The following is a 26,769-nucleotide window of genomic DNA, read 5'->3' as shown; positions in this document are numbered from 1 at the left end:
TCGCCCGACGACCGCCAAGGCTGACCCGAGCGGCACTGTCGGTGGCCGGTCAACCGGCTGCGTAGCCCCCGCCCGAAATTCTAACGGGGCCGGAAATCACGCTCCACCGGGTCTACCGGGCCGCCTGAGGTGCCTGTTGCAGGGGTACTGGCCTGCGCATTCCGAGATGCGCGGGAACGTGCCGCGGTTCCGCGCCCGCGGCCTGCGGTTGTGCAGATGCTGTGGAGCGGTTGTCAGCATCCCCTGCATCCAGGACAATCCCCCCGCCGCTTCCGGCAGCCGCCCCGGACGGCGGCCCCTGCATGGGCTGCACCGGCTGCATGGACTGCACCGGCTGCACCGACCCCAGAGGCTGCCCTTGCCCCACCGGCCCCGCCGCTTCCACCGGCCCCGCCGCTTCCACCGGCCCCGCCGCTTCCACCGGCCCCGGTGTATCCATCAACCACGGCGTCTCCACCGGCCCCGGCGTCTCCACCCACCGCACCCCCCGCACCGGCCGCACCGGCTCCACACACTCAACCGGCCCCAGCGGTACAGCCATCCGCGCCACCCCGCACGGCTCCGCCTCCGTGGCGTACGGCAGCAGCAGTTCGCCGCCGGCCGTCCACAGTCCGGCCCCGGCCAGCCACCCCTCCGGCGCCGGGAAGTGCCGCAACTGCCGCTCCGAGGGCCGCCAGATGCCCAGCCACGTACCGTTCGCCGCCTCCCTGCGGAACGCCACCGCGCAGCTCTCCGGCGCCAGCATCTGCCCCGGCTGCACCGCGAACGGGGTGAGAGTTCCCTCCGCGGGCCGCAGGCACTCCGGGAAGCGCACCGGCCGGCTGCTGCCCAATACGCCCCAGCCCAGCCGGTCGTGCCCCGGTGCGTCGGACCGTACGAGCAGCAGCCCGCTGTCCGGATCGGCGAGCAGCAGCCGGTCGTTGCTCTCGTCGGTGATCTGCAGCAGCAGGCCGGTCTCGCCGCCCCGCTCCAGATCGACCACCACGGTCTTCGTCCGGCCGTCCAGCTCCCGGTCCAGCGCCAGCAGCCGGCCGCTCCGGTCCAGCCAGACGCCGCCCGTGCAGCGTCCCGGGATCCGGGTGACCCGCTCGGGGCCGTCCGCGCCGCCGTGCAGCAGCCACAGCGTGGTCGTCCGCGCCTCGGGTGCCAGGGCGTAGCCGAGTGTCCCGCCGGGGGCGGGTGGCAGCAGGGTCAGTTCGGGGGCCGGTACGGCGCCCAGCAGGAGCTCGCCGGTGCCGGGGCCCGCCGGATAGAGCAGGGAGACGGCGAAGCGGTCGGCGACCCGGCGCAGGATCAGCACCCGTCCGTCCGTGAGCGGCAGCAGCGCGCTGTCCGGCTCCTCGGGCTGGGTGCCCTGCAGCGGCACGGCGTACGGCTCGGGGCCGCTCAGCGTCCAGCGCTCCGGAAACCAGCTCCCGGCGGCGTCGTCGTGACGGGCGAGCCGGGCGGCGTACGAGCCGTCGGCGGCGATCGTCAGCGCCGCGCGGTGCGGGCTGTCCGACGCCGTGGCGGCCTCAGTGGCACAGATCGTCATCGGGTGGTCACCTCCAGTCGGCAACCGAAGGTAGTTTTCGCACGTCCGGCCGATCGCCGGGAGTTGCCACACTTCACGCATAAGGGTGGCAGTTGTCCGGTTCGCCGGTGCCCGACGGGGCGATTGTGCTTCAGGTTTCAAGCAAGGGAGCGGCGGACGAGGGGGAGGGGGCGGGGGAGAGGACCCGAGGGCCCGGCGCCAAGTCACCGCTGGCAGGTAACCTTCCACCCGTGCCCGTACTGTCTGAAGTCCTCACCGCGCTCGACGCCCTCTGGCCCCCCGAGCGGGCCGAAGGGTGGGACGCCGTCGGCACGGTCTGCGGAGATCCCGACGCCGAGGTGCGCCGGGTGCTGTTCGCCGTCGACCCGGTCCAGGAGATCGTCGACGAGGCGGTGCAGCTCGGCGCCGACCTCCTCGTCACCCACCACCCGCTCTATCTGCGGGGTACGACGACGGTCGCGGCCTCGACCTTCAAGGGCAAGGTCGTCCACACCCTCATCAAGCACGACATCGCCCTGCACGTCGCGCACACCAACGCCGACACCGCCGACCCCGGTGTCTCCGACGCCCTGGCCGGCGCCCTGGACCTGCGCATCGTCGGTCCGTTGGTCCCGGACCCGAGCAATCCGGCAGGCCGCCGCGGCCTGGGCCGGATCTGCGAGCTGACGCATCCGATGACCCTCGCCGACCTCGCGTCGTACGTCGCAGGCCGGCTGCCCGCCACCGCGCAGGGCATCCGGGCGGCCGGCGACCCGGACCGCGAGATCCGGACCATCGCCGTCTCCGGCGGCTCCGGTGACAGCCTCTTCGATGACGTACGGGCGGCAGGTGTGGACGCCTTCCTCACCGCCGACCTGCGCCACCACCCGGCCTCCGAGGCCACACAGGACGCACGGAACAGCCCTCCGGCGCTGCTCGACGCCGCCCACTGGGCCACCGAATGGCCGTGGTGCGAGCAGGCCGCGGCCCAGCTCGACGCGGTCTCCGACCGGCACGACTGGGGACTGCGCACGCATGTCTCCCGTACGGTCACCGACCCCTGGACCGCCCACGCGGCCTCCACCCCCGTCTTCGCCCCGACCCACACCACAGGAGCCCCACGCTGAACGCCGCGCCCGCCGACCAGATCCGCCTTCTGGACATCCAGGCCCTGGATGTCCGGCTCACCCAGCTCGCCCACCGCCGCAACAACCTGCCCGAGCTGGCCGAGCTGCAGACCCTGGAGGCCGACCTCATCCAGCAGCGCGACCTGCTCGTCGCCGCGCAGACCGAGGAGAGCGACACCAGCCGCGAGCAGACCAAGGCCGAGCAGGACGTGGACCAGGTGCGCCAGCGCGCCGCCCGCGACCAGAAGCGCCTGGACTCCGGCGCCGTCACCTCCCCCAAGGACCTGGAGAACCTCCAGCGCGAACTGACCTCGCTGGCCAAGCGCCAGGGCGACCTGGAGGACGTCGTCCTGGAGGTCATGGAGCGTCGCGAGAGCGCCCAGGAGCGGGTCACCGAGCTCACCGGCCGGGTCGAGGCAATCCAGGCCAAGGTCGACGACGCCGCCACCCGCCGGGACGCCGCCTACGCCGAGATCGACGCCGAGCGCGCCACGGTCACCAAGGAGCGCGAGCTGACCGTCGCCGACATCCCGGCCGATCTGCTCAAGCTCTACGACAAGATCCGCGCGAAGGAGGGCGGCGTCGGCGCTGCCCGTCTCTTCCAGCGCCGCTGCGAGGGCTGCCGGCTGGAGCTGAACATCACCGAGGTCAACGATGTGCGGGCGGCCGCCGCCGACGCCGTGCTGCGCTGCGAGAACTGCAGCCGCATCCTGGTCCGTACGCCCGACTCGGGCTTGTAGGCCGTGTCGCGCACGCTGATCGTCGAGGCGGACGGCGGGTCCCGGGGCAACCCGGGGCCGGCCGGCTACGGCGCGGTCGTCCTCGACCCGGAGACGGGCGAGGCGCTGGCCGAGGCCGCCGAGTTCATCGGTACCGCCACCAACAACGTCGCCGAGTACAAGGGCCTGGTGGCCGGTCTGCGGGCGGCGCATGCGCTCGACCCGCAGGCCCGTATCCGGGTGCGGATGGACTCCAAGCTCGTCGTCGAGCAGATGTCGGGCCGCTGGAAGATCAAGCACCCGGACATGAAGCCGCTGGCCACCGAGGCCGGCTCGGTCTTCCCGTCCGGCCAGGTCACCTACGAGTGGATCCCCCGCGCGCAGAACAAGCACGCCGACCGGCTCGCCAACGAGGCGATGGACGCCGGGAAGATCGGCAGGCAGTGGGAGCCGCGCGACTCCAGGGCGGCGCTCGCCACCGCCGCGGTGCCCGCCCGCAGCGCCGCCGCACAGGCCGCCGACGAGGCCGCGGACACGGCGGAGGAGACCGTGTCCGCGAGCGCCCCGTCGGTCGGCTGGGGCCCCGATGTCGGCCCGCCCTCGACCTTCGTCCTGCTGCGGCACGGCGAGACCCCCCTGACGCCGGAGAAGCGCTTCTCCGGCAGCGGCGGCACCGACCCCGCACTCTCCGCCGCCGGGCGCCGGCAAGCCGAGGCGACCGCCGCCGGCCTCGCCGCCCGCGGCACGATCCAGGCCATCGTCAGCTCACCGCTGCGGCGCTGCCGGGAGACCGCAGGGGCGGTCGCGGACCGGCTCGGTCTGGAGGTCCGTATCGAGGAGGGCCTGCGCGAGACCGACTTCGGGGCGTGGGAGGGACTGACCTTCGCCGAGGTGCAGGAGCGTTACCCGGACGACCTCGACGCCTGGCTCGGCTCCGCCAAGGTGGCGCCCACCGGAGGCGGCGAGTCCTTCGCGACGGTCGCCCGCCGCGTCGCCGTCGCCCGCGACAAGCTCCTCGCCCGGTACGCGGGCAAGACCGTCCTGCTGGTCACGCACGTCACCCCGGTCAAGACGCTGGTCCGGCTGGCGCTGGGCGCCCCGCCGGAGTCGCTGTTCCGGATGGAGCTGTCCGCGGCGTCGCTCTCCGTCGTCGCGTACTACTCCGACGGCAACGCCTCGCTGCGACTGCTGAACGACACCTCGCATCTGCGATAGCGCCCCTCGTCGCGGCGTCACGAGCGGGCGCCTTCGGGAGCGCAGTACGCCAGGCAGGTACGGGAAAGGGCCCGGCACACCGACCACCGGAGTGCCGGGCCCTTCCCGTGCGCGCGTCCGGCCCTCAGGCCGCCAGTGCCGCCGCCTCCCGGGCGAGCCGGCGCACCCGGTCCCAGTCCTTCGCGGCCAGCGCCTCGTCCGGCAGCATCCAGGTGCCGCCGACGCAGCCGACGTTCGGCAGCGCCAGATAGGACGGCGCCGAGGCCAGGCCGATGCCGCCGGTCGGGCAGAAGCGGGCCTGCGGCAGCGGCGCGGCCAGCGACTTGAGGTAGGCGGTGCCGCCCGCCGCCTCGGCCGGGAAGAACTTCATCTCGGTGATGCCCTCCTCCAGCAGGGTCACCACCTCCGAGGCCGTCGAGACGCCCGGCAGGAACGGCACACCGGAGTCCTTCATCGCACCCAGCAGCCGCGGTGACCAGCCCGGACTCACCAGGAAGCGGGAGCCGGCCGTCAGGGCCGCCTCGACCTGGCCGGGGGTGAGCAGGGTGCCCGCGCCGATCACCGCCTCGGGGACCTCGTCGGTGACGGCCCGGATCGCGTCCAGCGCGGCGGGCGTCCGCAGGGTCACCTCGATCGCGGGCAGCCCGCCCGCGACGAGCGCACGGGCGAGCGGTACGGCGTCGGCCGCCTCGTGCAGCACGACGACGGGAATGACGGGGGCGAGCCCGAGTACCGAGGAGGTGGGAGAAGGCGAGGGCTTGGACGGGGGTCCCGCCTGCTCATCGGGGTCCCCCCGCTCAGGTGAAGCCGGGAGCGGGGGAGGAGTGGAGGGATCGGGGGAGGAGGCGGCGCGAGTCACGCCGCCCATAGTGCGCCCACTCGCCCACCCTCCGCAACGAACGTTGCGCATGCTGCAACATCAGCCCTGCGGGTGCGCCCTACAGCTCCGTCACGATCACATCGACGGCCCACGCCTTGCCGTCCTTCGCAGGAGGCTCCGCCTCCACCGCATAGCCCAGCCCCCGCAGCGCCTCCACCAGCTCCGCGGGACCCGCCGGCTCCAGCCCCGCCGTCAGCAGCTCCCGCACCAGCCGCCCCTTGGTCGCCTTGTTGAAGTGGCTGACCACCGTCCGCTTCTCCACCCCGGCCACGGTCTTCGACTGGAGCACCCGCACCGTCGCGGTACGCCCGGCCACCTCGCCCTTGGGCTTCCAGGCCGTCGCATACGCCGCCGACCGCAGATCCAGCACCAGTCCCTCTCCGGCGACCGCGGGCATCACCTCCGCCATCGGCGCCCGCCAGTAAGCACCCAGCGCACCGAGCCCCGGCAGCTTCACGCCCATCGAGCAGCGGTAGGAGGGAATGCGGTCGCCGATCCGTACGGCGCCCCACAGCCCCGAGAACACCAGCAGCGACCGCTCGGCCCGCTTCCGCGCCGCCGCGTCCAGAGAGGCCAGGCCGAGCGCGTCATAGAGCACCCCGGTGTAGATCTCCCCGGCCGGCCGCGTCCCGGCCGTCCGCAGCCCCGCGTTCTTGGCGATCTCGCCCTTGAGGCCCTCGCTGAGCCCGAGCACCTCCTGGGCCTTGGTCTCGTCCGCCGCGCACAGCTCGACCAGCTCCTCCAGCACCGCCGCACGCGAGGCGGCCAGCCCCGGCAGCGACAGCGCACCGGCGTCCAGCGGCGCCCCGGCCGCTCCCGTGGCCTTCCCTTCGGACGGCGGCAACAGCACGAGCACGGTGTTTCTCCTTCACGGCGGTACGGGCGGGGATGCGGCCCCGGGAAAGCGTATGGCCTGCGACGGGCGGACGGAGAACCCGCGAGCCGCCCCGTGCGGCCCGGGGCCGCCGCCCGCACGCCGCGCCGGGAACGGCCGCCCGCCATACGCTCGACTTCATGCCCCGTCTCCATATGCATGTGACCGACGCAGCCGAGGCCCCGCTGCGCGTCGCGCTGCGTGAGCTGCGCGGGAAGCTGGAAATCCCGGACCACTTCCCGCCCACGGCACAGGCCGAGGCGGACAGCGCAGCCCGCGCCCCGCGGATCCTGGCGGCCGACGGCGCGGTGGCGACCGAGCACACCCTGGAGGACGCCACCGAGCTCCCCCTCTTCACCCTCGACCCGCCCGGCTCCCTCGACCTCGACCAGGCCATGTTCCTGTCCCGGCGCCCCGGCGGGGGCTACCGCGTCCACTACGCCATCGCCGATGTCGCCTCCTTCGTGACACCCGGCGGCGCCCTGGACGCCGAGGCGCACCACCGCGTGACGACCCTCTACTTCCCCGACGAGCGGGTGCCGCTGCATCCGCATGTGCTGAGCGAGGGAGCCGCCAGCCTGCTGCCCGACCGGGACCGCCCGGCTGTCCTGTGGCAGCTCGACCTGGACGCGGACGGGGCCCTGGCCGCCGCCTCCGTACGCCGCGCCCTGGTCCGCTCCCGTGCCAAGCTGGACTACGCCGGAGTCCAGCGGATCCTCGACGACGGGACGGCCGAGGAACCGCTCGCCCTGCTCCGCGAGATCGGGCTGCTGCGGGAGAAGCTGGAGGTCGACCGGGGCGCGATCTCCCTGAACGTCCCCGAGCAGGAGATCGTCGAGCGGGACGGGTGCTACACCCTCGAATACCGCGCCCCGCTCCCGGCCTACGGCTGGAACGCGCAGATCTCCCTGCTCACCGGCATGGCCGCGGCCGAGCTGATGCTCGCCTCCGGCACCGGCATCCTCCGTACGCTGCCCACCGCCCCTGACGGCTCGGTCGCCCGGCTCCGGCTGACCGCCCGCGCCCTCGGTGTCGACTGGCCCCACCACACCTCGTACGCGGCGCTGATCCGCACGCTCGACCCGCGGCGTCCCGCCCACGCCGCGTTCCTCCAGGAGTGCACCGCCCTGCTGCGCGGCGCCGGCTACACCGTCTTCGACGGCACCGCGCCCCAGGCCTCCGAGGCGGTGCACGCCGCGGTGGCCGCCCCGTACGCGCATGCCACCGCGCCGCTGCGGCGGCTGGCCGACCGCTACACCTCCGAGCTGTGCCTGGCCGCCTCGGCCGGCCTCGAACCGGCCGAGTGGGTGCGCAGTGCGCTGCCCGCCCTGCCCCGTGAGATGGAGACCGGCACCCAGCGCGCCAACCTGGTGGAGCGGTCCTGTGTCGACCTCGTCGAGGCGGCGCTGCTGCGGGACCGGGTCGGCGAGGTCTTCGAGGCGCTGGTCGTCGAGATCGAGGAGAAGGACCCCACCCACGGCACCGTCCACCTCTACGACCCGGCCGTCATCGGGACCGTCGAAGCCGCCCCGGAAGGCCCCGCGCTGCCCCTCGGCCGCCGCATCCCGGTCCGCCTCGCCGAAGCCGAACCGGGCCGCCACCCGGTCCGCTTCACCCCTGCCTGACCGCGGCCCCGCCCGTCTCCGGCGATGTGTCCCGGCCCTTCTCCGTCGCCGCGCCGCCGCCCGCCTCCGTCAGCCGGGCCCGCAGGGCCGCCACCGCCGCCCGCGCGTCGTCGGCATGGAACCGCACCGTCCGCACTGTCTCCCGCTGCCCCAACAGCCGGACGGCCACGACCGGTTCGGACAGCTCGACGGTGACCGAGGTCTGGCCGCCGACCCTCAGCTCCGCCACCTCGTCACCGTCCTTCTCCGGCGCCGTGGTGAACCGGAGGTCGTAGCGGACGGCAGCGATCCGCTCCAGCGGTATCCGTATCTCCCGGCGCGCACCGTCCCGCAGCCACAGCGTGTCCGCCGTCAGGACATGCGGCCGGGTGACCGCCGCGGCCTGGAACCCCAGGATCGTCAGCACCGTGTAGACGTCGACGACCAGCATCACCGCGTGCACCCCCGGAAGACCGGCGAGCAGCACGCTGACCCCGACCGTCTCCACCACACACACGAACGTGAGCCCGTACACGAGCGCCGCCTGGGCCGCCGCATACCCCAGGGCCAGGTCGCCCGGCGCCACGCCGATCCGCTGCCGCGCCACCCACCGTCCCAGGCTGATCTGCCACCGCGCCTCATGGGCGGCCAGCCGGCGCAGTGCTGTCCCCCGGCTCACCCCACACGCTCCGTGAGCAGCTGGATCGCCCTGCGTACGGCCTGGGCCTGCGCGGGCGTGAACTGCGCGTAGTAGGCCGCCATGAAGCCGCCGTCCGCCTCCGCGCCCGCCCCGGCCGCCCGCTCCCAGTGCTCCCGGCCGAGCGCGGCGATCACCGCGTCCGGAATGCAGTCGGCGAGTGCCTGCGCGGCCTGTTCCACCCGCGGATCATCCGTCTCCGCCTCCGCCAGCGCATCGAGCAGCCCGTACACCTCGTACGTCCGGTCCATCGCCCCCGGTGCCGCGGTCATCTCCGCGAGCAGCTCCACCATCCGCTTGTTCCCTCCCTCGCCACCCGTCGATTCGAGCAGCGCCAGCACCTCCCGCTCCTTCGCCGCCATCGCGGGCTCCGGACCGGAGCGCGCGGCCGAGGTGCGGGCCATCTGCGCGAAGAGCGCCGCCAGTTCGTCCGACACGGGGCCCTCGGCGGGCAGCCCGCCGTGCTCGTCCGCCTGCCGCCGCACCGCCGCCAGCCGGCTCCGCCGGGCCCGGATCTCCTCCTCCTGGCGGGCCAGATCCGCGTCCAGTTCGGCCAGCACCTCGCGCAGCTCGCGCCCGGCGTCGTCGGCGAGGACGTCCCGCACCTCGTCCAGCCCGAGCCCCAGCTCCGTCAGCCGGCGCACCCGCGCGAGCGTGACCGCGTCCCGCAGCCCGTATTCCCGGTAGCCGTTGGCGCGGCGTTCCGGCTCGGGCAGCAGTCCGAGGTGGTGGTAGTGGCGTACGGCACGGGTGCTGACGCCGATCAGGCCTGCGAGCTCACCGATTCTCATGTGCCCAGTACAAACGTTGCCGCTGCGACAAGGTCAAGGGCGAATCCGGGGGAGCGCCGGAAAGAGCTTCGGGAGGGAACCGGGGGCAGCCCGGCGAGGGGCGGTGCCCCCTACGGGTAGCATGGTCGGCACGGCGGACGAGCCGGCCGGACGGCCGCGTGGGGATCTACGGTCCCCCCGAGGAACGTCCGGGCTCCACAGGGCAAGGTGGTGGGTAACGCCCACCCGGGGTGACCCGCGGGACAGTGCCACAGAAAACAGACCGCCCGGACCGCAAGGACCGGGTAAGGGTGAAACGGTGGTGTAAGAGACCACCAGCCTCCGAGGTGACTCGGAGGGCTAGGTAAACCCCACCTGGAGCAAGGTCAAGAGGAGACATCGGCTGATGTCTCTGCGCGGACGACTGAGGGCTGCCCGCCCGAGTCCGCGGGTAGACCGCACGAGGCTGCCGGCAACGGCAGCCCTAGATGGATGGCCGTCTCCCCTCGGCCCGCAAGGACCGGGGGCGACAGAACCCGGCGTACAGGCCGACTCGTCCGCCGCCACCACGGCCCTGAACAGGAAAACTCCCTGGGCAGGGCCGTCGGCACGTCCTGACGGCTGCCACCGTCGATACCGCGAGCCAGGGGGCTCTCCGCCGCCCCGTCAGGCCCCGTGAGCGGCCGGCTGCCACTCCGCCTACGGTCCCACCGTGCGCAACGCACGGGCATCCGGGAGGAGCCCGCGTCGAGTACCTGCAAGTTCACGCGAGTTCACGCGAGTGCACGCGAGTGACGAGGACAGGGTGAAGGCCACGTGGTCCATGTCGCCCACGAAGAGGCCGGCGTGCGTCGCCTCGTGGGCGAGGCCGCCGTGTCGCGTGGTCGATGACGCCCCGAAGAAGAATGTGGTGCCGGGCTCTCCCCTGTGGAGCCCGGCACCACCGCTGGGAGGGACGGCAGTTGCGGTGCCGTCGACCGGGTGCGGTGACGTATGCGGTGTCAGCGGGCCGTGGCGGGCCACGACATGAAGGGCACTCCTGTGACTCATGAACGACTCGTGCTCGGGTGCAGTCGGCACGAGACCGGTGCGATCGGCCCCGCGCAGACGTGAACGCCCCGTCGCGCGGCGCCACCGTCCTGGCGAGGATCCTTCAACCAAACCACCGTTGTCAACAATCGTTTAATCCAGGAGCGTCAGCGACGGTTATCCGGGGCGCCGGTAGACTGCTCTGACACAATTGTTGTGACGCTCATGGCGTAACGTACTTGCGACCGTTAACCTCGGAGCGGCGGCGAGTGCGCGGCCGCCCGCCTGTCTACCGACCAGGAGTCCACCCATCGCCATGGATGCCTCAGACGCGCACCCGGCGGATGGTCTCCAAGCCGTCGTGGCATCGATCGACGAGCTTCTGAGGGACCTGGACCTCGGACGCGACGTCATCGACCTGGACCACATCTCGCACCGGACGGGCATCGCGGTCCCTCGCGTACAGGCGTTGCTCGATCACGATGGCAACGAGTCCGAGAGCGTGCAGGACTCCTTCCAGGAGCGCCTGGTCTTCCTGCGGGAGACCCGCCGCAAGCCCGACGGGAAGATGTACACCCTCGACGAGATCGGCGCGGGGGCCGGTATCTCCCACGGTCAGGTCGGCTACCTCCTGAACGGAAAGCGCAAGAGCCCCGGACTGGACGTCACCCGGAAGCTGGAGAAGTTCTTCGACGTGGAGCCCGGCTTCTTCACCGCCACCGAACGTCAGGCGCTCTACCGGGCGTTGCAGTCGACGCACGAGCAACTGACCCATCTCGCGCTGCTCAGGGGCAAGGGGATCAACCGGCTGGCGATGCGGAGCGGCACCAGCGGCGACAGCAAGATCGACCGGGAACTCCGGGAGGCGCTTTCCGAGGCGCTGAGCCAGCCGGAGCGCGAGGATCCCGAAGTGCGGGAGCTCACGGACAGAATGCGCTCCCTGCCGTCCAAGAGCAGAAGACGGGTCTTTCCGCTGATCCAGGGGCTGTTGGGCCTGGCGCGGCCCGAGAGCGACGACCGTCCGCCCCCCGGCCGGCGCGGCAACTGAACGGGCCGGGAAATCCTGCCGTCGGCCCCGGACCTTCCCGCCCGTTCCCGGCGAGGTGCCCGCTACCGCTGCCGACGCGCTGCCACGTATTCCCGGACGAGAATCCGCAGCGCCGCATCCACACTCGGCCGGGCGGACCCCTGGAGCAGCGCGGTGCCCTTCCTTGCCGCGGCTCGCAGCGTGAGGCCCTGGATGCCGATCAGAGCGCGCACGAACGGCCGGCTGTGAGCCTGCACCAGATCCACGAGCCCGTACGAGGCTGCCAGCCCTGAACGGGCCTGCTGGGCCTGGTCACGGAGGAGTGCCCGGAACCCGTCGGGGGCGCCGTCGTTGTTGCTCAAGTCGCTGCGGGTCAGGCCACACCGGGCGAGGTGCTCTTCCGGGATGCCGAGGCGCCCGTTGCTCAGGTCTTCGGCGACATCGTTCAGGAAGTCGAGGCGCTGACTCGCCTCGATGAAGGTCCGGCAGCCGGCCACGTACTTCTCCGCGGGCGCTCCGCCGAGCAGGCAGGCGATGAGCAGGAACGCGGGCAGCGAATAGCCGTCGACGTAGTGCTGGAAGTCGCTCTCCGACGCAAAACCTTCCGTCCGCACCTCCAGGGGCGCGCCGGCGAGGAAGTCTTCGACGTGCTGCCGGAGTTGCGGCTGCCGGGCGATGGTGTCGACGAGTGTCCGCAGGACGGGCTGGTCGGCTTTGCCGCTCTCCAGGGCGGCGTGCACCTGGCGTTCCCAGTCGCCGAGCGCCGCGATCCGCGTATCGACCGGCCCTTGGTCGATGAGGTTGTCGCTGTGGTGCATGAACGCGGTCGCGGCGATGATGTCGGGCACGAGCCGTGCGGGGAGCAGCAGGCGCACGGCTGTGTACTCGGGGCGGGCGTACCGTGCCACCAGCCGGCGCTGCTCGTCGTAGTCGCGACGCAGTGCGGGGTCCGTGATCTCTGCCTGGTCGAGAGCCTTCGGCCATGTGGCCATCGTGGTGCTCCCCTCCTTCTTGACGGTCCAGCCTTACCTTAGGGGGTGTCACCCCCTGGGTACCCGCGCCCGAGGGCCCGGTCCGTCCCGGCATCGCCGCACCGGACCAGGGCCGGTGCGACGCGGGGCCTCAGCGAGTGGACAGCACCCGTGCCGCTCTGGCCAGCAGACGAGGGTGGGTCAGCGTTTTCGGGTGCCGGCGCATGTGTACGACGTCCATGAATGCCTGGTTGACGCGGGAGTCGATGACGGAGGCTTCCATGATCTTGTCGCCGGCCCAGCGGACGAGCCGGTAGCCACGGGGGTAAGGGCCCGTCACATGCGGCTGGGCGAGGTCCGCGGTCGCCGACACCTGCCAGGCCGCCTCGACCACCACACCGGCTCGGCGGAAGTACTCCCAGGCCGGCTCGTGCGGAGCGGCCCCGGCGCGCAGAGAGGCGGCGAGGCACGAGGCCTGGAGGGCGGCGAGTGTCAGGCCCTGCCCGTAGATCGGGTTCACCGAGGCGACGGAGTCTCCCACCGCCACCAGCCCCCCGGGGAACCGGCTCAGCCGGGTGAAGTCGCGGCGTCGGCTCTCCTGGAAGTGGAAGGTCCGGACGTCGCCGTCCAGGGCGCAGCGGTCTGCTATCTCGCGCAACGGGCCGACACAGCGCCGCATCCGGGTCAGGAACTCGCCCGGATCGCGCCCCGGGCGGTGGCCGGTGTAGCCGGCCAGTACCACCATCCAGCGGTTGTCCTCCACCGCGACCATCGCGCCTGGTTCGCTGAGCGTGGGCTGGTACCCGCTGGCGGGCCCCGGGGACGCGTGGGCGACGACCGTGTCGGGGAGTTCGTCACCGCGCCGGAAGTCGGCGGTGGCGTAGCCGAGGTCGATCCTCATCCGGTCCAGCGGGGCATGGTCCCACCCGCCGCCCAGCAGCCAGGTGCCCAGGCGGCTGGAGCGCCCCATGGCGTCGACCACCAGGTCCGCGTCCAGTTCGCTCTCGTGGCCGGCATGGGCCGAGGTGTCCTCAGCCGTCGAGTAACGCACGCCCCGGACCCGGCCGGCGCCGAACAGGAGGCCACGGGCCCGCCCCGGCAGGACGTGGACGTTCGGCAGGGCCGCCACCCGCCGGCGGACGTGGCTTTCGATGAACGGCCGAGTGGCGCCCAGCATCCGGATGTCGGCCACGGGCGCCTTGAGCGCTCCGTCCACGTAGAACTGCACCTCGGGGCCGGTCCCCAGGCGTGCCCCGCCGGCGACGAGTTCGCCGGTGATGCCCGGGAACCAGCGCTCGAGTTGGGTGTGTCCCATGGACAGCAGCGCATGCAGTTGCTGTCGCTGCGGAGCGCCGCGGCCCGTGCCGTCTTCCCCCGTGGCGTCCGCGTCGAGAACGACGACGTCGTCGGCGTGGTCGCCCAGAACGCGAGCGGCGAACAGCCCCGCAATGCTCCCGCCCAGGACAACAGCGCGTCTCACAAGATCCCCCAGTTGACTCGGTGATTCCCCGCGCTCAAGGGCGCCGGGCCTGGTCCGGGCACCGGCGCCGGCACGGGGCGGGCCCATTCTGCCGTAGCCGTCCGGCGGGGGCGGCGGCACCGGGTTCCGTCCGAACTCCGCGCTCCGGCCGGCTACTTCCGCTCGGCCACCTCGGTGCGGGAACGCTGTTCCTGCACGTCCTGAAGTGCCGTGGCGACCAGTGGGGCCGTGAGCGCCTGGGCGACGCGCAGCAGCCGTTGGCGTTCGCCGGAGGCAGGGGTGTCCTCGCCCGGCAGGGCCACCTGCGGGCCCGCGGGCGCCTGGGGGTGACCGGTGCTGTGCAGCGCCGCCGCACGCCGGGCGGCTTGCAGGCGCTGTGCCGCGTCCCGCAGGGCAGCGGCCGTGGCGGCCGCCTGGAGTTCCTGATCCGTGAGGCGCCGGGCGTCACCGGCGCCCTGGGACGTGCCCTGCTCGTGCAGGGCGTACACCGCGGCCGCGGGCAGCGGCGACAGCCAGGGCCGTAGCGCTCGCATCCCGTCGAGAATCTCGATCACGCGGCGGTGCAGGTTGAATCCCACGTTCCATGCCAGGCGATGGCTCCGTGCGCTGTCCACGCTGAACGCGAGGTCTTCGTCGACTCCTTCGACGACGAGGTCCCACAACGGCTGCAAGGCCTTGATGTCACGACGTTCGCGCAGCCATGCGCCCACAGCGGCTCCCGAGAGGCCGTAGCTGGTGATCAGGGCGCCGATCGAGCCGAAGGTGGAGCCGAGCACCCCCACCGCGTCCAGGGCGTGGTTGCCGAGGGCGGCCAGAATGATCGCCGGGACCGAGCACACCACATAGCCGAAGACGAACAGCATGGCGGTGCCGAAGGAGCGCAGCGCATGCTGGAACCGGGGGTCCTCGAACTTCAGCTTGCGGCACTGCCGGTAGGTGCTCAGGGTTCCGCAGGCCAGCGTGGTGAGGAAGACCCCCAGGAACACCTGGATCAGCGGGTCGCCCGCGAAGTTCGTGTTGAATTCGAGGGGGTCCGTCGGCCCCGACAGGTCGGCGGAGCAGAACGTGACGACCATGACGGCCGGTGCCACCAGGTACGTCGCGGACCACGTCGTGACCTTGCGGCGCAGCACCGCCGGGCTCTCGCGCAGCCGGGGGTCCCACAGCATCGTGAGCAGGTGGAGAAGCGAGAAGCAGCTCAGGATGCCGATGTATACGGGAAGGGTGGCGAAGCTGGGGCTGCCGGTGAGGTCCCCCAGCATCCGGTACCCCGCCGGAGCGGCCATCGCGAACACCAGGCCGGACGCCACGAAGTTCACGGTGATCAAGGACAGGGTGGGTGTGGGGTCGCGCAGAAGTGCCAGGCACTTCCAGCCGGCGATCACGAAGTCGATGATCGCGATGGCCAGGTAGACGAAGTTCGAGGTGCTCTCAGACACCAGACCTCCTGTGGGAGAGAGCCGATGAGAGAAACCCGTTGTTGCTCTGGTCGCGCCGCAGCTCCAGGTGGCGTTGGAGCATCACGGTGGCGAAGGCCTCGGCCCGTCGCTCATGAGCGCTGTCGTAGTGCGACCGGTTCAGGATCTGGAGCACCGGCCCCGCCTTGAGACCGGGAAGGAGTTGCCGCACGGTTTCCTCGGTCATGGGCTGGTCGGAGGAGCCGCTGTCGGTCGGGTGCTCCTCCCACAGGTGGAACAGCTCGTGGAGGCTGGCGTGGAGGCGGGTCAGCTCGTTCGCGGTGGAGTCCACCACGATGAAGTCACGGTCCTTGCCCCGGGCGCAGAAGCCGGACACCTGCTGAGGCAGCGGCACCTCGGTGATCGTGATCGGCTTGTTGCGCCGCACGGCCACCGCGTCGACGAGGCCCTGCATGTCCCGTACGCCGGAGAGCCCGAGATCGCGGTGGACGAGACGGGTCACGGACCAGGTGGCGAAGAAGACCGCCGACTGCTCGCGGAGCGAGGTCCACGGGGAGCTGGGAGCCCGGCGACGAGCGGGCTGCGGCAGCTCTGCTTGCTGCGCTGAACCATTGCGGCGGGGCCACCACATGAACGGATACTCCTACGGCTGTTGCTGCGCGCGGGGCGAGGACAAAACGGTACGGGGCCCGGAACGGCGTCGAGCTCGGTGGGTGTCGGGTGGTCGGTATGCCATGGCACGGCCGGCCTCCCCGGCCGGCACTGCCGCCGGCCTGCCGCCTCGCCGGCGACGAGGGCCGGTGACGAGAACTGGGCGCGCCACGGCCCCTCCTCTGATCGGGCGTCGTGCAGGTGCGTACCACCTCAGCCGCAGTGACTGTAAGGCTACAGAGGGATACCGTGCGGAATGTTCCTTGCGGGCCGGGAAAGAGGAAGCCCCTCGCAAGCCAAAGATGGTGCCGACTCGCACAAGGCCCTTCCTCCTCGCCGAGGGCCTTGGGGATGTCCGTTGGCCGCCGAAACGCCCGGATCACCCCGCAATTCGCTGCATGTCAAGCGCATTTCGCCTCGCGCGAGTGTAGTGCAGCTCTCCTGTTCCTCCGTGATGGAAAAGTTACCCGGCGGTTGGGTGAGTTTGCCGTGGTCAGAGCGGTGCGTCGGCCGAGCGCGCACCGGCCGGACCGTCCGCCGCCGTCGCCGTGCCCGCTCCGCGCCGTTCACGCCGTGGCGCCGCCACGGATACCCGCGGACAATGGGAGGAGGGAACGGCGGCCGACCGTCGGCGGGACGGCTGCTGCCGCGGTAGTGCTTCGGGGGATGCTCCGAGGGCGGTGTGATGCTCGTCGACTGGGATGCGCCGATCACGATGGACGACGGGGTCGAGCTCCGCGCCGACGTCTTCCTGCCGGACGACGGCGAGACCCATCCCGTGATCATGAGTCTGGGGCCGTACGCCAAGGGGCTTGCCTTTCAAGAGGGGTTCGCCCCCATGTGGCGCACTCTGGAGGCCGAGCACCCGGATGCGGTCGCAGGGTCCTCGAACCGCTACCAGAACTGGGAAACGGCCGATCCGGAGAAGTGGGTGCCCGACGGCTACGTCGTGATCCGGGTGGACTCGCGCGGCGCCGGACGGTCGCCCGGATACCTGGACATCTTTTCGCCGCGCGAGACGCAGGACTACTACGCATGCATCGAGTGGGCGGCGGCCCAGCCCTGGAGCAACGGCAAGGTGGGGCTGCTCGGCATCTCGTACTACGCGGTCAACCAGTGGCAGGTCGCGGCGCTGCGGCCGCCGCACCTCGCCGCCATCTGCCCCTGGGAGGGGGCCACCGACTTCTACCGTGAACTCACCCATCACGGCGGGATCCTGCACGTCTTCCTCCCGCAGTGGTATCCGGTCCAGGTCGCCTCGATGCAGCACGGTGCCGCCGACAGCCCGCGGCACCGGGTCACGGGGGTCCCGGTCACCGGCCCGGGGGTCCTGAGCGAGGAGGAGCGGGCCAAGAACGCCGCCGACACCGTCGCCGCGTTGCACGACCATGCGCTGCTCGACGCGTACTACCGGGAGCGGAGCGCGGACCTGGCGCGGATCACCGTCCCCGTGCTGTCCGCGGCCAACTGGGCGCATCATCTGCACACCCGGGGCGGGTTCGAGGGGTATGCGGGCGTCGCGAGCGAGCAGAAGTGGCTGGAAGTGCACGGGCTTCAGCACTGGGTGGAGTTCTACACGGACTACGGGGTCGCGCTCCAGAAGCGCTTCTTCGGGCACTTCCTCAAGGGGCAGGACACCGGCTGGGACAAGCAGCCGCCGGTCTTCCTCAATGTGCGGCACGCCGACGGAAGCTTCGAGCAACGCGCCGAGCAGGAGTGGCCGTTGGCGCGGACGCAGTGGACGGCGTTCCACCTCGAACTCGACCGTCGCGCGCTCGCGCCGGCGGCGGACCCCGGTGAGCGGAGCGCCGATTTCGAGGCGCTCGGGGACGGTCTGACCTTCTGGACGGAGCCGCTGGCCGAGGAGCTGGAGCTGACCGGGCCCGCGTCCGCGTCGCTGCGGGTGGCCTCGTCGACCACGGACGCCGATCTCTTCCTCACCCTCCGGGTGCAGGACCCCGACGGCCGTGATGTCACCTTCGTCAGCGCGATGGACCCGCACGGGGCGGTCGGACTGGGCTGGCTGCGGGCCTCGCTCCGCAAGCTCGACCCCGCGCGCAGCGAGCCGTACCGGCCCTGGCACACCTTCGACGAGCGGCAGCCGCTCACCCCCGGCGAACCCGTCGATCTGGAGATCGAGATCTGGCCGACGTCGGTGGTCGTCCCGGCGGGCCACCGCCTCGGCGTATCGGTGCTGGGCCGGGACTTCGAGTTCCCGGGCGCGGGGCCGTGGCCGTCGGCGTTCGGGGTGGCCATGCGGGGCAACGGCGCCTTCGTCCACACCGATCCCGAGGACCGGGGCTCGGACGTCTACGCGGGCCGGACGACGCTGCTCAGCGGCGGGGAGCACCCGTCCTTCCTGCTGCTGCCGGTCGTGCCGGCCGGTGCGGGGCAGGCGGGTTCCGGCTGAGGGCATGCCCGAGGGGCCGCACGGATGGCACCGTACGGCCCCCGGGGAGCGGGTCAGGACGACTGGGCCGTGGTGTAGAGGTTCTTGGCGTCGTCGCCGAAGTACGGGCCGAACATGGTGTTGGGCCAGAACTGGTAGCCGAAGCTGTTCACCGAGGACTGGAGGCCGGTGCCGGTCTTCTCGTCGAACGTGGTGAACCAGGGGCCGCCGCTGGAGCCGCCGGTCATGTTGCAGGCCAGACCGTGGTCGGTGGAGAACAGCGGGTCCTTGATGGTGGTGCCGCTGCAGTAGATCAGCTTGCTGCCGTCGTACGGGGCGGCCGCGGGGAAGCCGAAGGCGTACATCGCCTTGCTGTAGCCCGAGTTGAAGGACAGGCCCTGGCCGCCGACGACATCGGTGAGCTTCTTGCCGTCGAGCGGGGCGACCACCGCCGCGCCGACGTCGTAGTTGATGTCCTCACTCGCCGTCCACTGGGGAGTGGAGAGCGTCTTGGCCGCCGGCCACTTGCCGTACGGGGCCTCGCCGTCGTGATAGCCGGGGACGAAGACCCAGTTGGTGTGCCAGGCGCCGCCCAGCTTCACACAGTGCCCCGCGGTGATCACGGTGCTCTTGTTGCTGCTGGTCACCGCGTCGCCGGAGCAGGAGGCGGTGCGGCCCTGGTAGGTGAAGAACACCCGTCCTGTGGTCTTGGTGACCGCGCCGCCGCCGGTCCAGGGCCCGCCGGCCTGGGGGAGGGTGCCGGGGAGCAACGAGGCGGCGGGCACCGTCGGGAGCTGCGGGAGGGTGGGGGCCACCTTGAGCGGGGCGCTGCGCGGGACCGCGGTGGTGTTCGCCTTCTTCGCGGGTGCGGCGAGGTCCGGGGGAGCGGCGGCGCGCATCCGGTCCGCGGTCCAGAAGGCGCCGGAGGTGGTCTGCGGGGTGGGGGAGTGGTGGGAGTGCTGCGGGGTGGCGGCGCCGGCCGAGCCGGTGGGGAGCAGCAGGGCGAGCAGCGTACCGGCGGCCGTCAGAGTGCCGAGGGCGACCCGGGACCTGCGCACGGGGTGCGGCGCGGATATGCCGTGAACTGCCGGTATGCCACGAACGGTTCGTCTCACGCGTGACTCCTTCTGCGGGGCCGCGCACGGCAGGGCGCACGCGGTCGCGGGGGAACGGGGCCGCGCGCGGGCGGCCCCGGCAGACGAGTGGTGCGGATCCGAGGTAAGGGTGCCACCGGAAGCGGCAGGAGGGCAGGGGTCGTACGGGGATTCGATGTCCGGGCCGGGCGCCGGGTCACCCTCGTCCGGTGAGTGCCGCCGTCCGGCCCGGTGCGGTTTCAACCGCGCCCGATGTAGGGCATGTTGGTCGCCATCACCGTCGCGAACTGCACATTGGCGGCCAGCGGCAGCCCCGCCATGTGGACCACCGTGCGGGCGACGTCCGCCGCGTCCATCACGGGCTCCACCGCCAGTTGGCCGTTCGCCTGGAGAATGCCGGTCTGCATCCGGCCGGTCATCTCGGTCGCCGCATTGCCGATGTCGATCTGGCCGCAGGCGATGCCGTACGGGCGGCCGTCCAGGGAGAGCGACTTGGTCAGTCCGGTCATCGCGTGCTTGGTGGCGGTGTACGCGACGGAGTGCGGGCGCGGGGCGTGCGCGGAGACCGAGCCGTTGTTGATGATGCGTCCGCCCTGGGGGTCCTGGTTCTGCATGGCGCGGAACGCGGCCTGGGCGCAGAGGAAGGAGCCGGTGAGGTTGACGTCGACGACCGTGCGCCAGTCGTCGTACGTCAGCTCCTCAAGCGGCGCCGCCCGGCCGAACGTGCCCGCGTTGTTGAAGAGCAGATCGACCCGGCCGAACCGTTCGCGGACGGTGGCGAAGAGGGCGTCGACCTCGTCGGGGCGGGTGACATCGGTCGGCACCGTCAGGATCGCGGGGCCGTCGGCGTCCACCGGGCCCGCCAGCCGGGAGGTCTCCGTCAGGGCCTCGGCGCGCCGCCCGGCAAGGGCCACCGTCCAGCCGTCGGCGACCAGCGCATGGGCGACCGCCCGCCCGATGCCGGAGCCTGCGCCGGTGACCACGGCCACCTTCCGGGGCGGCGTACCGCCCTGCCGTGCCTCCTGTGCCGCCGGTGCCGTCTGCGCGCTCTGCCCGCCCCGGGAGGTGGGCGCCGGCAGTGTGGGCCGCGCCGCGGTCGCCGTGCCGCCCACCTGCCCGGCCCGCGCCACCGGTGTCGTCCGCGCTGCCCGTCCCGCTGTGTTCTCTGCCATGGCGGCAGCGTAAACGGCGTACGGGGAGCGGACCGGCCGCAGCCGCCGCGACTCAGCCCGTGGTGTGGAAGCGCCGGAGGACCGCCGCCTTCGTGGCGGTGAACTCCTCCTCGGTGAGGATGCCCTCGCGGCGCAGCCCGCCCAGTTCGCGCAGCCGGCGCAGCAGCGCGTCATGGTCGTCGGCAGCGGCGGTGCTTCCGGTGCCCGCCGGCTGCGGGGACGCCTCGGGGGCGGGCGGGGCGAGCGCCGCCGAGGCGGGGGTGCCCGCCGTGAGGGTCTTGTCGGGGCCGGCCGAGGGATGCGGCAGCCGTGCCGCGACGGCGGCCGCCAGCAGCGCGGTCGTGCCGCTCTCCTTCTTGAAGCCCCACAGCTCGATGGAGTTGGGGTCGTTCTCCGGTGCGAACCGCTCGGTCGTGCCGTGCGTCCGGAAGCGGAGATAGCCGGACTCCAGCCCGGCGGCGGCCCGCCACTCCACCGCTTCCAGGTCGGCCAGCGCAAAGTCCCTGGGGCCCCAGTGGCGCTTGGTCTCGCTGGTGTTCCAGCGCCATTCGAGATGCACCCGCTCCCCGTCGAAGGAGGCGATGCCGTCCACCCCGGCGGCCGACAGCGGGACGGACGGGCCGGGCAGCAGATAGCGGTCGGCGGGCCCGTCCGGTATCTGCTCCAGCATCAGGGCCTGCCGCACCGCGTCCACGAAGTACTCCGCGACATCGACCCGGGCGGCGTCCACGGCCATCTGGTACGGGTTCGCCTCGTCCGGCAGGCCGCCGCCGGTGACCTGGAGCAGCGGATCCGCGCCGTCTCGCAGCCGCAGTCGCAGCCGGCCGCCCTTGCGGGCCGGTTCGTAGGCGATCCCGGCCATCGCGGCCAGCGGCACCGTGAACTCCCCCAGATCCTGGCGCAGTTTGTGCACCCCGCGTTCACGCCCCGGAACGATGCGTACAACCTCGTCGTCGAAGGTCCAGGTGCCGTCGCGCCCCATCAGTTCAGCCATGCCCCGAATCCTACGGAGGCACCTGGGGTGCCGCGATTGTCCGGCAGCGTCCGGTGCGGGCCCAGTCCTCATCCACCTGTCATGCATGTGTCGTGCACGGGACAGCGCCACGCCGTCCCGCGCCCCTCCAATCGCTGGGGACAACCACCGCCAGGGGAGGGCCAGATGACGCATCACGCACCGCACGAGCAGGAGATCCGGGCCGCTGCCGCGCACTTCGGCCGCCGTCGCTTTCTCACCGCCACCGGGGCCGCCGCCGCGCTCGCCTTCGCGACCAACCTTCCGGCCGCGGGCGCCGCGTACGCCGCCGAGGCCGATGCGCGGAAGATCACCGAGAACCCCTTCACGCTGGGCGTCGCCTCCGGGGACCCGCAGCCCGGCTCCGTTGTGCTGTGGACCCGGCTCGCCCCGCGTCCGTTCGAGCCCGGATCGGGGATGCCGAACGCCCGCGTCACGGTCCGCTGGGAAGTCGCCTACGACGAGCACTTCAAGCGGCTGGCCGGCCAGGGCCGTGCCGACGCGCACCCGGAGTTCAACCACTCCGTGCACATCGAACCCACCGGCCTCGCGCCCGACCGCGTCTACTACTACCGCTTCCGCGCCGGCAGCTGGATCAGCCCGGTCGGCCGCACTCGCACCGCGCCCGCCCGCAGCGCCCGGATCTCCGCCCTGAAGCTCGCCGCGGTCTCCTGCCAGGCCTACCACGACGGCTACTTCACGGCCTACGAGCACCTGGCCGAGGAGGACCTCGACGTCGTCTTCCACCTCGGCGACTACCTCTACGAGTACCCCGTCAGCGCGGCCGGCGGGGCCCGCAACTACACCGACCGCAAGCTGCCCGCGGTCTTCAACCGTGAGACGGTCACGCTGGAGGACTACCGGCTGCGCTACGCCCTCTACAAGTCCGACCCGGACCTCCAGGCCGCGCACGCCGCGCACCCCTTCATCGTCACCTGGGACGACCACGAGGTGGAGAACAACTACGCCTCCGACATCAGCGAGGACCACCTCCCGCCCGCCGAGTTCCTCGTCCGCCGCGCCGCCGCCTACCGGGCGTACTGGGAGAACCAGCCGCTGCGCCGCCCGCAGCGGCCCCAGGGCGCCGACGCCCGGCTCTACCGCCGCCTCCAGTACGGGCAGCTCGCCCAGTTCGACATCCTCGACACCCGCCAGTACCGCTCCGACCAGGCCTACGGCGACGGCTGGCACGCCCCGGGCCCGCAGTCCCTGGACCCCGGGCGCACCCTGACCGGCGCCGCGCAGGAGCGGTGGCTGATCGACGGCTGGCGGCAGTCCTCCGCACGCTGGAACGTGCTGCCGCAGCAGGTCACCTTCTCCGAGCGGCGCAATGCCACCGGCGCCGGCTACCAGCTCAGCATGGACGCCTGGGACGGCTACGCGGCCTCCCGTGACCGGGTCCTGGCGGGCGCGGAGTCGGCGGGCGTGGACAACCTCGTCGTCCTCACCGGCGATGTGCACGTCCACTACGCCTTCGACATCAAGAAGGACTTCCAGGACCCCGGTTCGCGCACCGCCGGGGTCGAGTTCGTCACCACCTCGATCGCCAGCGGCGAGGACGGCGCGGACAAGCCCGCCAATTGGGCCACGTACCTGGCCGCCAACCCGCACCTGAAGTTCTACAACGGCCGGCGCGGCTACCTCACCGTCGCCCTGGACCAGGACACCGCCCGCGCCGACTACCGCACGGTGTCCGCCGTCACCACCCCCGGGGCGCCGGTCCGCACCGCCGCCTCCTTCGTCACCGAAGCGGGCGATCCGGGGCTCAAGCCCGCCTGAACGGGGCGTCCGCACCGGGGCCCCGGGACGTCCGTCCCAGGCCCCCGGGGTGTCCGTCCTCATCTGACGACGTCTTACGGGCTGCCGGGCCCGTCCCGGTGCGTCGGCGCGGCGGGATGCGTCCCGTACAGGCGCAGGAAGGTGTCCACGCCGCTCGTCACGATGCCGGCCGTCTCGGACTCCGGCATCGGAAGGGCGCCGTAGAACGTCCGCTGGTTGACGTCCGTGATCGTCAGCAGATTGAAGTGGTTCGCGGCGCTGTCGGCGTCGTCGAACGCGAGCAGGCCCCGGTCGGCGATGCGCTGGAGATACGGCGCGAGCCGGAGGTGGCCGGACAGCGGTCCGGCCTCCTTCCAGTCCTCCAGCAGTGCGGGCGGAATCCGCGTGACCTCCGCCTCGATCGTCCGGACCAGTGCGAAGTGGTCCGGGAATTCCGTCACCGCGGCCGCCCGCTCCATGGCGAAGGCGACGAGATCGTCCCGCAGGTTCACGATCTTCCGCAGGTGCCGTTCCATGATCTCCGCGATGGCCTCGGTCACCTGGTGCGCGCCCTCCAGGGCCACCGAGTGGAACAGGTGCTCCTTGTCGGTGAAGTGGTTGTAGATCGTCCGCTTGGAGACACCGGCCTCGACGGCGATGGCGTCGACGCCGGCGCGGGAGTAGCCCTCGCGCCCGAAGACCACGCGGGCCGCCTGCGCGATCGCCCTGCGCTTCTCCGGCATCCCGCGCCGCTCTCCCGGTTTCCCGTCCCGCACGTGCTGCTTCACTCTCTCCCTTTCCGCCGCGGTGGGGGCCTGGGCACGGCGCCAGGACTGCGCGTCCTCGGTTCCGGACCCCGGCTCAAACTTACACTATGCGGTTTACTGGCTACACTGCACGGTGTAGTTTCATGTGTCATCCGGCCAGGCGCACACGCCCTGGCACGCCAAAGGAGGCACCGATGACACATGCGGCCGGCCACGACACGTTCACCGCCCCGGACTCTCCGGACCCCGAGCGCAGTTCACCGCCCCCGGGCGGCACGGCCCCGGCCCCGCCCCGTGCGCGCCGGCATCCCTACGAGGTGCCCGCGCTCTTACTCGGCCTGCTGGCCACGCCCGCCGCCCTGAGCGCCAACAGCGCCACGACGACGCTCCCGGACATCGGCGCGGACCTCGGCGTGTCGGTGAGCTCGGCGACGTGGATCGCCACCACCTTCGGCCTGCTGATGGCCGTGTGCACCCCGCTGATGGCCGCGCTGCTCAAGCGCCGCGGGGTACGAACCGTCGTCCTGGCCTGCGCCGCCCTCGTGGCCGCCGGCACCCTCCTGGTCATCGTGGCCGAGTCGATGCCACTGCTGATACTCGGCCGCGGCGCCCAGGCCATCGGCGGAAGCGGACTGGTCACCACGGCCATCAACCTCGCGGGCACCCCTCGCCGCATGGGCGTGGTGACCGCCGGCAGCGGCATCCTCGGCGCCCTCGGCCCCCTCGCGGGCTCCCTGCTCACCCAGTACGTGTCCTGGCACGCGGCGCTGTCGCTGTCCGCCCTCGCCCTGCTGGCCGCGCCCGGCGTCATGCGCACCGCGCCTGCGCTCCCCGCGGAGGGCTCGCGCACCCCCTTCGACGCCATCGGCGCCGTCGTCCTGATGGCACTGGTCAGCGCGCTGGTGTTCATCCCCCGCTTCCCGCTCCCGGCGCTCGTCTGCGCCGCGGTCATCGCCGCGGTTCTGGTGGTGCGCGTGCGCACCCGCCCGGACGGCTTCGTCCCCGTGGCGGTCCTGCGCACGCCGGTCTTCCTGATCGCGAGCGCCGTCGTGTGCGCCCTGTCGACCTCGTACTTCTCGCTGCTCTACATCGTTCCCCGGGCCCTGAAGGACAGCGAGGGCTGGGACGCCGGCCTCGTCGGCACGGGAACCCTCGTCGCGCTGCTGATCGGCTCGGCCGCGTCCTGGCTCCTGGCGGCGTTCTCGACGCGCATGAGCCGCGCCGCGGTCCTCGCCGTCCTCCTCGTCCTCGGCGTACTCGCCCCCGTCACGGCGGCCGTCGCGCCCTGGGCGGCGCTGATGCTGGTCGCGTCCGGCGTGTCGGTCTTCGTCAGCTCCTCGGGACAGGCGACGCTCTCGGTGTACGCCGCCGACTCCGTCCCCGCCGGCCAACGCCCCACCGCCATCGGCCTGTTCACCCTCTGCTACCAACTCGGCGGCGCCTTCGGCCCGGCCCTGGCCGCCCTCCTCGTCATCTGACGGCACCCACCCCACTGAAGATCGCCGGCCGGTGGGCGGAGACTCCGCCCACCGGCCGGCGATCGTTGACGTGCGGTCAGCCTTCCAGCCGCACGGGCGCTTCCCCGGCCGCGGACGCGAGGAGCGCCTCGATGACGCGGGCCTGCTCCACGGCGTCCGTGCGGCCGTACGGGAAGGGGGTGCCGTGCGCGATCGCCGTCGACAGCGCGTCGAGCTGGATGCGGGAGACCGCGTACTGCTCACCGCAGCGGTAGGCGCCCTCCGGGTCCACGTCCAGGTACTCGCTGACCGGGTCCAGGTGCGGCGGCGGGCCCTGCCGCTGCACCTCCAGGCGCGTGATGTCGCGGCAGAACCACGGGTCCTGGAAGACCAGGCGCCCGGTGGTGCCGACGACCTCCAGGGCGTCGCCCCGGCACACCTCCTGGCCCACCTCGAACTGGGCCAGCACGTCGCCCGGCATCCGCAGCGTGGCCGCGAAGTTGTGGTCGCAGGCGCCCTCCCGGCGGGCCTCCTCGGCGTAGACCCGCTCGGGCGTCCCGCCGAACAGCCGGATCGCGGTCAGGGCGAAAGAGCCCAGGTCCAGCAGGCCGCCGCCGCCGCGCTCGGGGAAGCGGCGGAAGTAGTTCGCCGGCAGACCGGCGGTGCAGGCGGCGTAGATATAGCGCAGCTCGCCGATGCGGCCCTCGTCCACGAGCTTCTTGGCCAGCAGGAACTGCGGGTGGTGACGGGGCATCACGCCCTCGATGCACTGCCGGCCCGCAGCCTCGGCCGTGTCGAAGACCCACTCGGTGTCGGCGGCGGTGAGCGCGAACGGCTTCTCCACCAGCACGTGCTTGCCGGCCTGAAGCGCCCTGACCGCCCACTCGGCGTGGTCGACCGGGTCCAGGGCGACGAAGACGGCCTCCACCTCGTCGTCCTTCAGCAGCTCCTCGTAGCTGCCGTAGGACCGGGCGATGGCGTGGGTCTCTGCGTAGGCGCGGGCCGTCGGCTCGTCGTCGTGCGCGACGGCGACGAACTCGGTCGTGGTGGAGGCCGCCTTGGCCTTCATCGCGACGTCCGCGTAGCCGCTGGTGACCAGCAGCCCCCAGTTCACCTTTCTCATGTGCGTGGTCCTTTCCGGGCCC

Annotated in this window: 22 protein-coding genes and 1 other RNA gene; 9 read left to right on the top strand and 14 right to left on the bottom strand. The window is 72.3% G+C overall.

Annotation, left to right across the window (positions count from 1 at the left end):
- Positions 1–112: 112 nt before the first annotated feature.
- A complete protein-coding gene (locus tag K7C20_RS11035; protein WP_053210452.1) occupies positions 113–1,534 on the bottom strand; it encodes a hypothetical protein in 1,422 nt (473 codons plus the stop codon).
- A 230-nt stretch (positions 1,535–1,764) separates the two neighbouring features.
- Here K7C20_RS11035 and K7C20_RS11030 point away from each other — a divergent pair, with 230 nt between their 5' ends.
- From K7C20_RS11030 to K7C20_RS11020, 3 genes are read left to right on the top strand one after another with little or no spacing between them, the layout of a single operon-like run.
- Positions 1,765–2,640, top strand: a complete 876-nt coding sequence (locus K7C20_RS11030) for a Nif3-like dinuclear metal center hexameric protein (protein WP_209444040.1) — start codon at positions 1,765–1,767, stop codon at positions 2,638–2,640.
- Positions 2,637–3,380 carry a zinc ribbon domain-containing protein gene (locus tag K7C20_RS11025; protein WP_209444041.1) on the top strand — a complete coding sequence of 248 codons (744 nt, stop codon included), beginning with the start codon at positions 2,637–2,639 and terminating at the stop codon, positions 3,378–3,380. The genes K7C20_RS11030 and K7C20_RS11025 overlap by 4 nt, the downstream gene beginning before the upstream one ends.
- 3 nt (positions 3,381–3,383) lie before the next feature.
- A complete protein-coding gene (locus K7C20_RS11020) occupies positions 3,384–4,574 on the top strand; it encodes a bifunctional RNase H/acid phosphatase (RefSeq protein WP_030077020.1) in 1,191 nt (396 codons plus the stop codon).
- 124 nt (positions 4,575–4,698) lie between these two features.
- Here K7C20_RS11020 and eda read toward each other — a convergent pair whose 3' ends face one another.
- Complete coding sequence (eda, locus tag K7C20_RS11015; RefSeq protein ID WP_078953628.1) at positions 4,699–5,442, bottom strand: bifunctional 4-hydroxy-2-oxoglutarate aldolase/2-dehydro-3-deoxy-phosphogluconate aldolase; 744 nt, start codon at positions 5,440–5,442, stop codon at positions 4,699–4,701.
- Positions 5,443–5,512: 70 nt separating this feature from the next.
- Complete coding sequence (gene yaaA / locus K7C20_RS11010) at positions 5,513–6,310, bottom strand: peroxide stress protein YaaA (protein WP_030077024.1); 798 nt, start codon at positions 6,308–6,310, stop codon at positions 5,513–5,515.
- 158 nt (positions 6,311–6,468) lie between these two features.
- Between yaaA and K7C20_RS11005 the strand changes: the two genes are divergently transcribed.
- On the top strand, positions 6,469–7,953 hold the full coding sequence (locus K7C20_RS11005; protein ID WP_053210453.1) for an RNB domain-containing ribonuclease: 1,485 nt from the start codon (positions 6,469–6,471) through the stop codon (positions 7,951–7,953).
- Here K7C20_RS11005 and K7C20_RS11000 read toward each other — a convergent pair.
- Positions 7,940–8,611: a hypothetical protein gene (locus tag K7C20_RS11000; RefSeq protein WP_030077026.1), complete on the bottom strand. Its 672-nt coding sequence runs from the start codon at positions 8,609–8,611 to the stop codon at positions 7,940–7,942. The two genes, K7C20_RS11005 and K7C20_RS11000, sit on opposite strands and share 14 nt — an antisense overlap.
- Positions 8,608–9,420 carry a MerR family transcriptional regulator gene (locus K7C20_RS10995; RefSeq protein WP_030077029.1) on the bottom strand — a complete coding sequence of 271 codons (813 nt, stop codon included), beginning with the start codon at positions 9,418–9,420 and terminating at the stop codon, positions 8,608–8,610. Before K7C20_RS10995 ends, K7C20_RS11000 begins: the two co-directional genes overlap by 4 nt.
- Positions 9,421–9,558: 138 nt before the next feature.
- On the opposite strand from K7C20_RS10995, the gene rnpB reads away from it, so the two are divergent.
- Together rnpB and K7C20_RS10985 are read left to right on the top strand one after the other, a co-directional pair.
- Positions 9,559–9,959: RNase P RNA component class A (gene rnpB, locus K7C20_RS10990), an RNA gene on the top strand.
- Positions 9,960–10,789: 830 nt separating this feature from the next.
- On the top strand, positions 10,790–11,476 hold the full coding sequence (locus K7C20_RS10985) for a helix-turn-helix domain-containing protein (protein WP_222892585.1): 687 nt from the start codon (positions 10,790–10,792) through the stop codon (positions 11,474–11,476).
- A gap of 62 nt (positions 11,477–11,538) precedes the next feature.
- Here the strand turns inward: K7C20_RS10985 and K7C20_RS10980 are convergent, their stop codons facing one another.
- From K7C20_RS10980 to K7C20_RS10965, 4 genes are all read right to left on the bottom strand, one after another.
- Complete coding sequence (locus K7C20_RS10980; protein ID WP_030077032.1) at positions 11,539–12,447, bottom strand: phytoene/squalene synthase family protein; 909 nt, start codon at positions 12,445–12,447, stop codon at positions 11,539–11,541.
- Positions 12,448–12,577: 130 nt separating this feature from the next.
- Positions 12,578–13,906 (bottom strand): NAD(P)/FAD-dependent oxidoreductase, encoded by a 1,329-nt coding sequence (locus tag K7C20_RS10975; RefSeq protein WP_053210454.1) that lies wholly within the window; start codon positions 13,904–13,906, stop codon positions 12,578–12,580.
- 152 nt (positions 13,907–14,058) lie between these two features.
- Positions 14,059–15,345, bottom strand: a complete 1,287-nt coding sequence (locus tag K7C20_RS10970) for an MAB_1171c family putative transporter (RefSeq protein ID WP_048828866.1) — start codon at positions 15,343–15,345, stop codon at positions 14,059–14,061.
- Positions 15,338–15,955: a hypothetical protein gene (locus K7C20_RS10965; RefSeq protein WP_048828867.1), complete on the bottom strand. Its 618-nt coding sequence runs from the start codon at positions 15,953–15,955 to the stop codon at positions 15,338–15,340. Before K7C20_RS10965 ends, K7C20_RS10970 begins: the two co-directional genes overlap by 8 nt.
- 705 nt (positions 15,956–16,660) lie before the next feature.
- On the opposite strand from K7C20_RS10965, the gene K7C20_RS10960 reads away from it, so the two are divergent.
- Positions 16,661–18,385: a CocE/NonD family hydrolase gene (locus K7C20_RS10960; RefSeq protein ID WP_053210456.1), complete on the top strand. Its 1,725-nt coding sequence runs from the start codon at positions 16,661–16,663 to the stop codon at positions 18,383–18,385.
- Positions 18,386–18,438: 53 nt separating this feature from the next.
- Here the strand turns inward: K7C20_RS10960 and K7C20_RS10955 are convergent, their stop codons facing one another.
- The 3 genes from K7C20_RS10955 to K7C20_RS10945 all read right to left on the bottom strand — a co-directional run bounded on the left by K7C20_RS10955 (position 18,439) and on the right by K7C20_RS10945 (position 21,624).
- The gene (locus K7C20_RS10955; RefSeq protein WP_107083539.1) at positions 18,439–19,479 is read right to left on the bottom strand and encodes a trypsin-like serine peptidase; all 1,041 of its coding nucleotides are present in this window, start codon (positions 19,477–19,479) and stop codon (positions 18,439–18,441) included.
- A 218-nt stretch (positions 19,480–19,697) separates the two neighbouring features.
- Positions 19,698–20,630, bottom strand: a complete 933-nt coding sequence (locus tag K7C20_RS10950; RefSeq protein WP_078953629.1) for an SDR family oxidoreductase — start codon at positions 20,628–20,630, stop codon at positions 19,698–19,700.
- Positions 20,631–20,682: 52 nt separating this feature from the next.
- A complete protein-coding gene (locus K7C20_RS10945; RefSeq protein ID WP_222892584.1) occupies positions 20,683–21,624 on the bottom strand; it encodes a DUF4429 domain-containing protein in 942 nt (313 codons plus the stop codon).
- A gap of 165 nt (positions 21,625–21,789) precedes the next feature.
- Between K7C20_RS10945 and K7C20_RS10940 the strand changes: the two genes are divergently transcribed.
- Complete coding sequence (locus K7C20_RS10940; protein WP_030084429.1) at positions 21,790–23,421, top strand: alkaline phosphatase D family protein; 1,632 nt, start codon at positions 21,790–21,792, stop codon at positions 23,419–23,421.
- A 74-nt stretch (positions 23,422–23,495) separates the two neighbouring features.
- On the opposite strand, the gene K7C20_RS10935 is transcribed toward K7C20_RS10940, so the two are convergent.
- Complete coding sequence (locus K7C20_RS10935) at positions 23,496–24,188, bottom strand: TetR/AcrR family transcriptional regulator (RefSeq protein WP_048829790.1); 693 nt, start codon at positions 24,186–24,188, stop codon at positions 23,496–23,498.
- A 173-nt stretch (positions 24,189–24,361) separates the two neighbouring features.
- On the opposite strand from K7C20_RS10935, the gene K7C20_RS10930 reads away from it, so the two are divergent.
- Positions 24,362–25,645, top strand: coding sequence for an MFS transporter (locus K7C20_RS10930; protein WP_078953540.1), 1,284 nt, complete (start codon positions 24,362–24,364; stop codon positions 25,643–25,645).
- Positions 25,646–25,721: 76 nt separating this feature from the next.
- On the opposite strand, the gene K7C20_RS10925 is transcribed toward K7C20_RS10930, so the two are convergent.
- On the bottom strand, positions 25,722–26,747 hold the full coding sequence (locus tag K7C20_RS10925; RefSeq protein WP_053210241.1) for a Gfo/Idh/MocA family protein: 1,026 nt from the start codon (positions 26,745–26,747) through the stop codon (positions 25,722–25,724).
- Positions 26,748–26,769 lie beyond the last annotated feature (22 nt).

This window comes from Streptomyces decoyicus (genome assembly GCF_019880305.1).
GTDB classification, from domain to species: Bacteria; Actinomycetota; Actinomycetes; order Streptomycetales; family Streptomycetaceae; genus Streptomyces; species Streptomyces decoyicus.
This window is presented reverse-complemented; position numbering and strand designations above follow the sequence as displayed.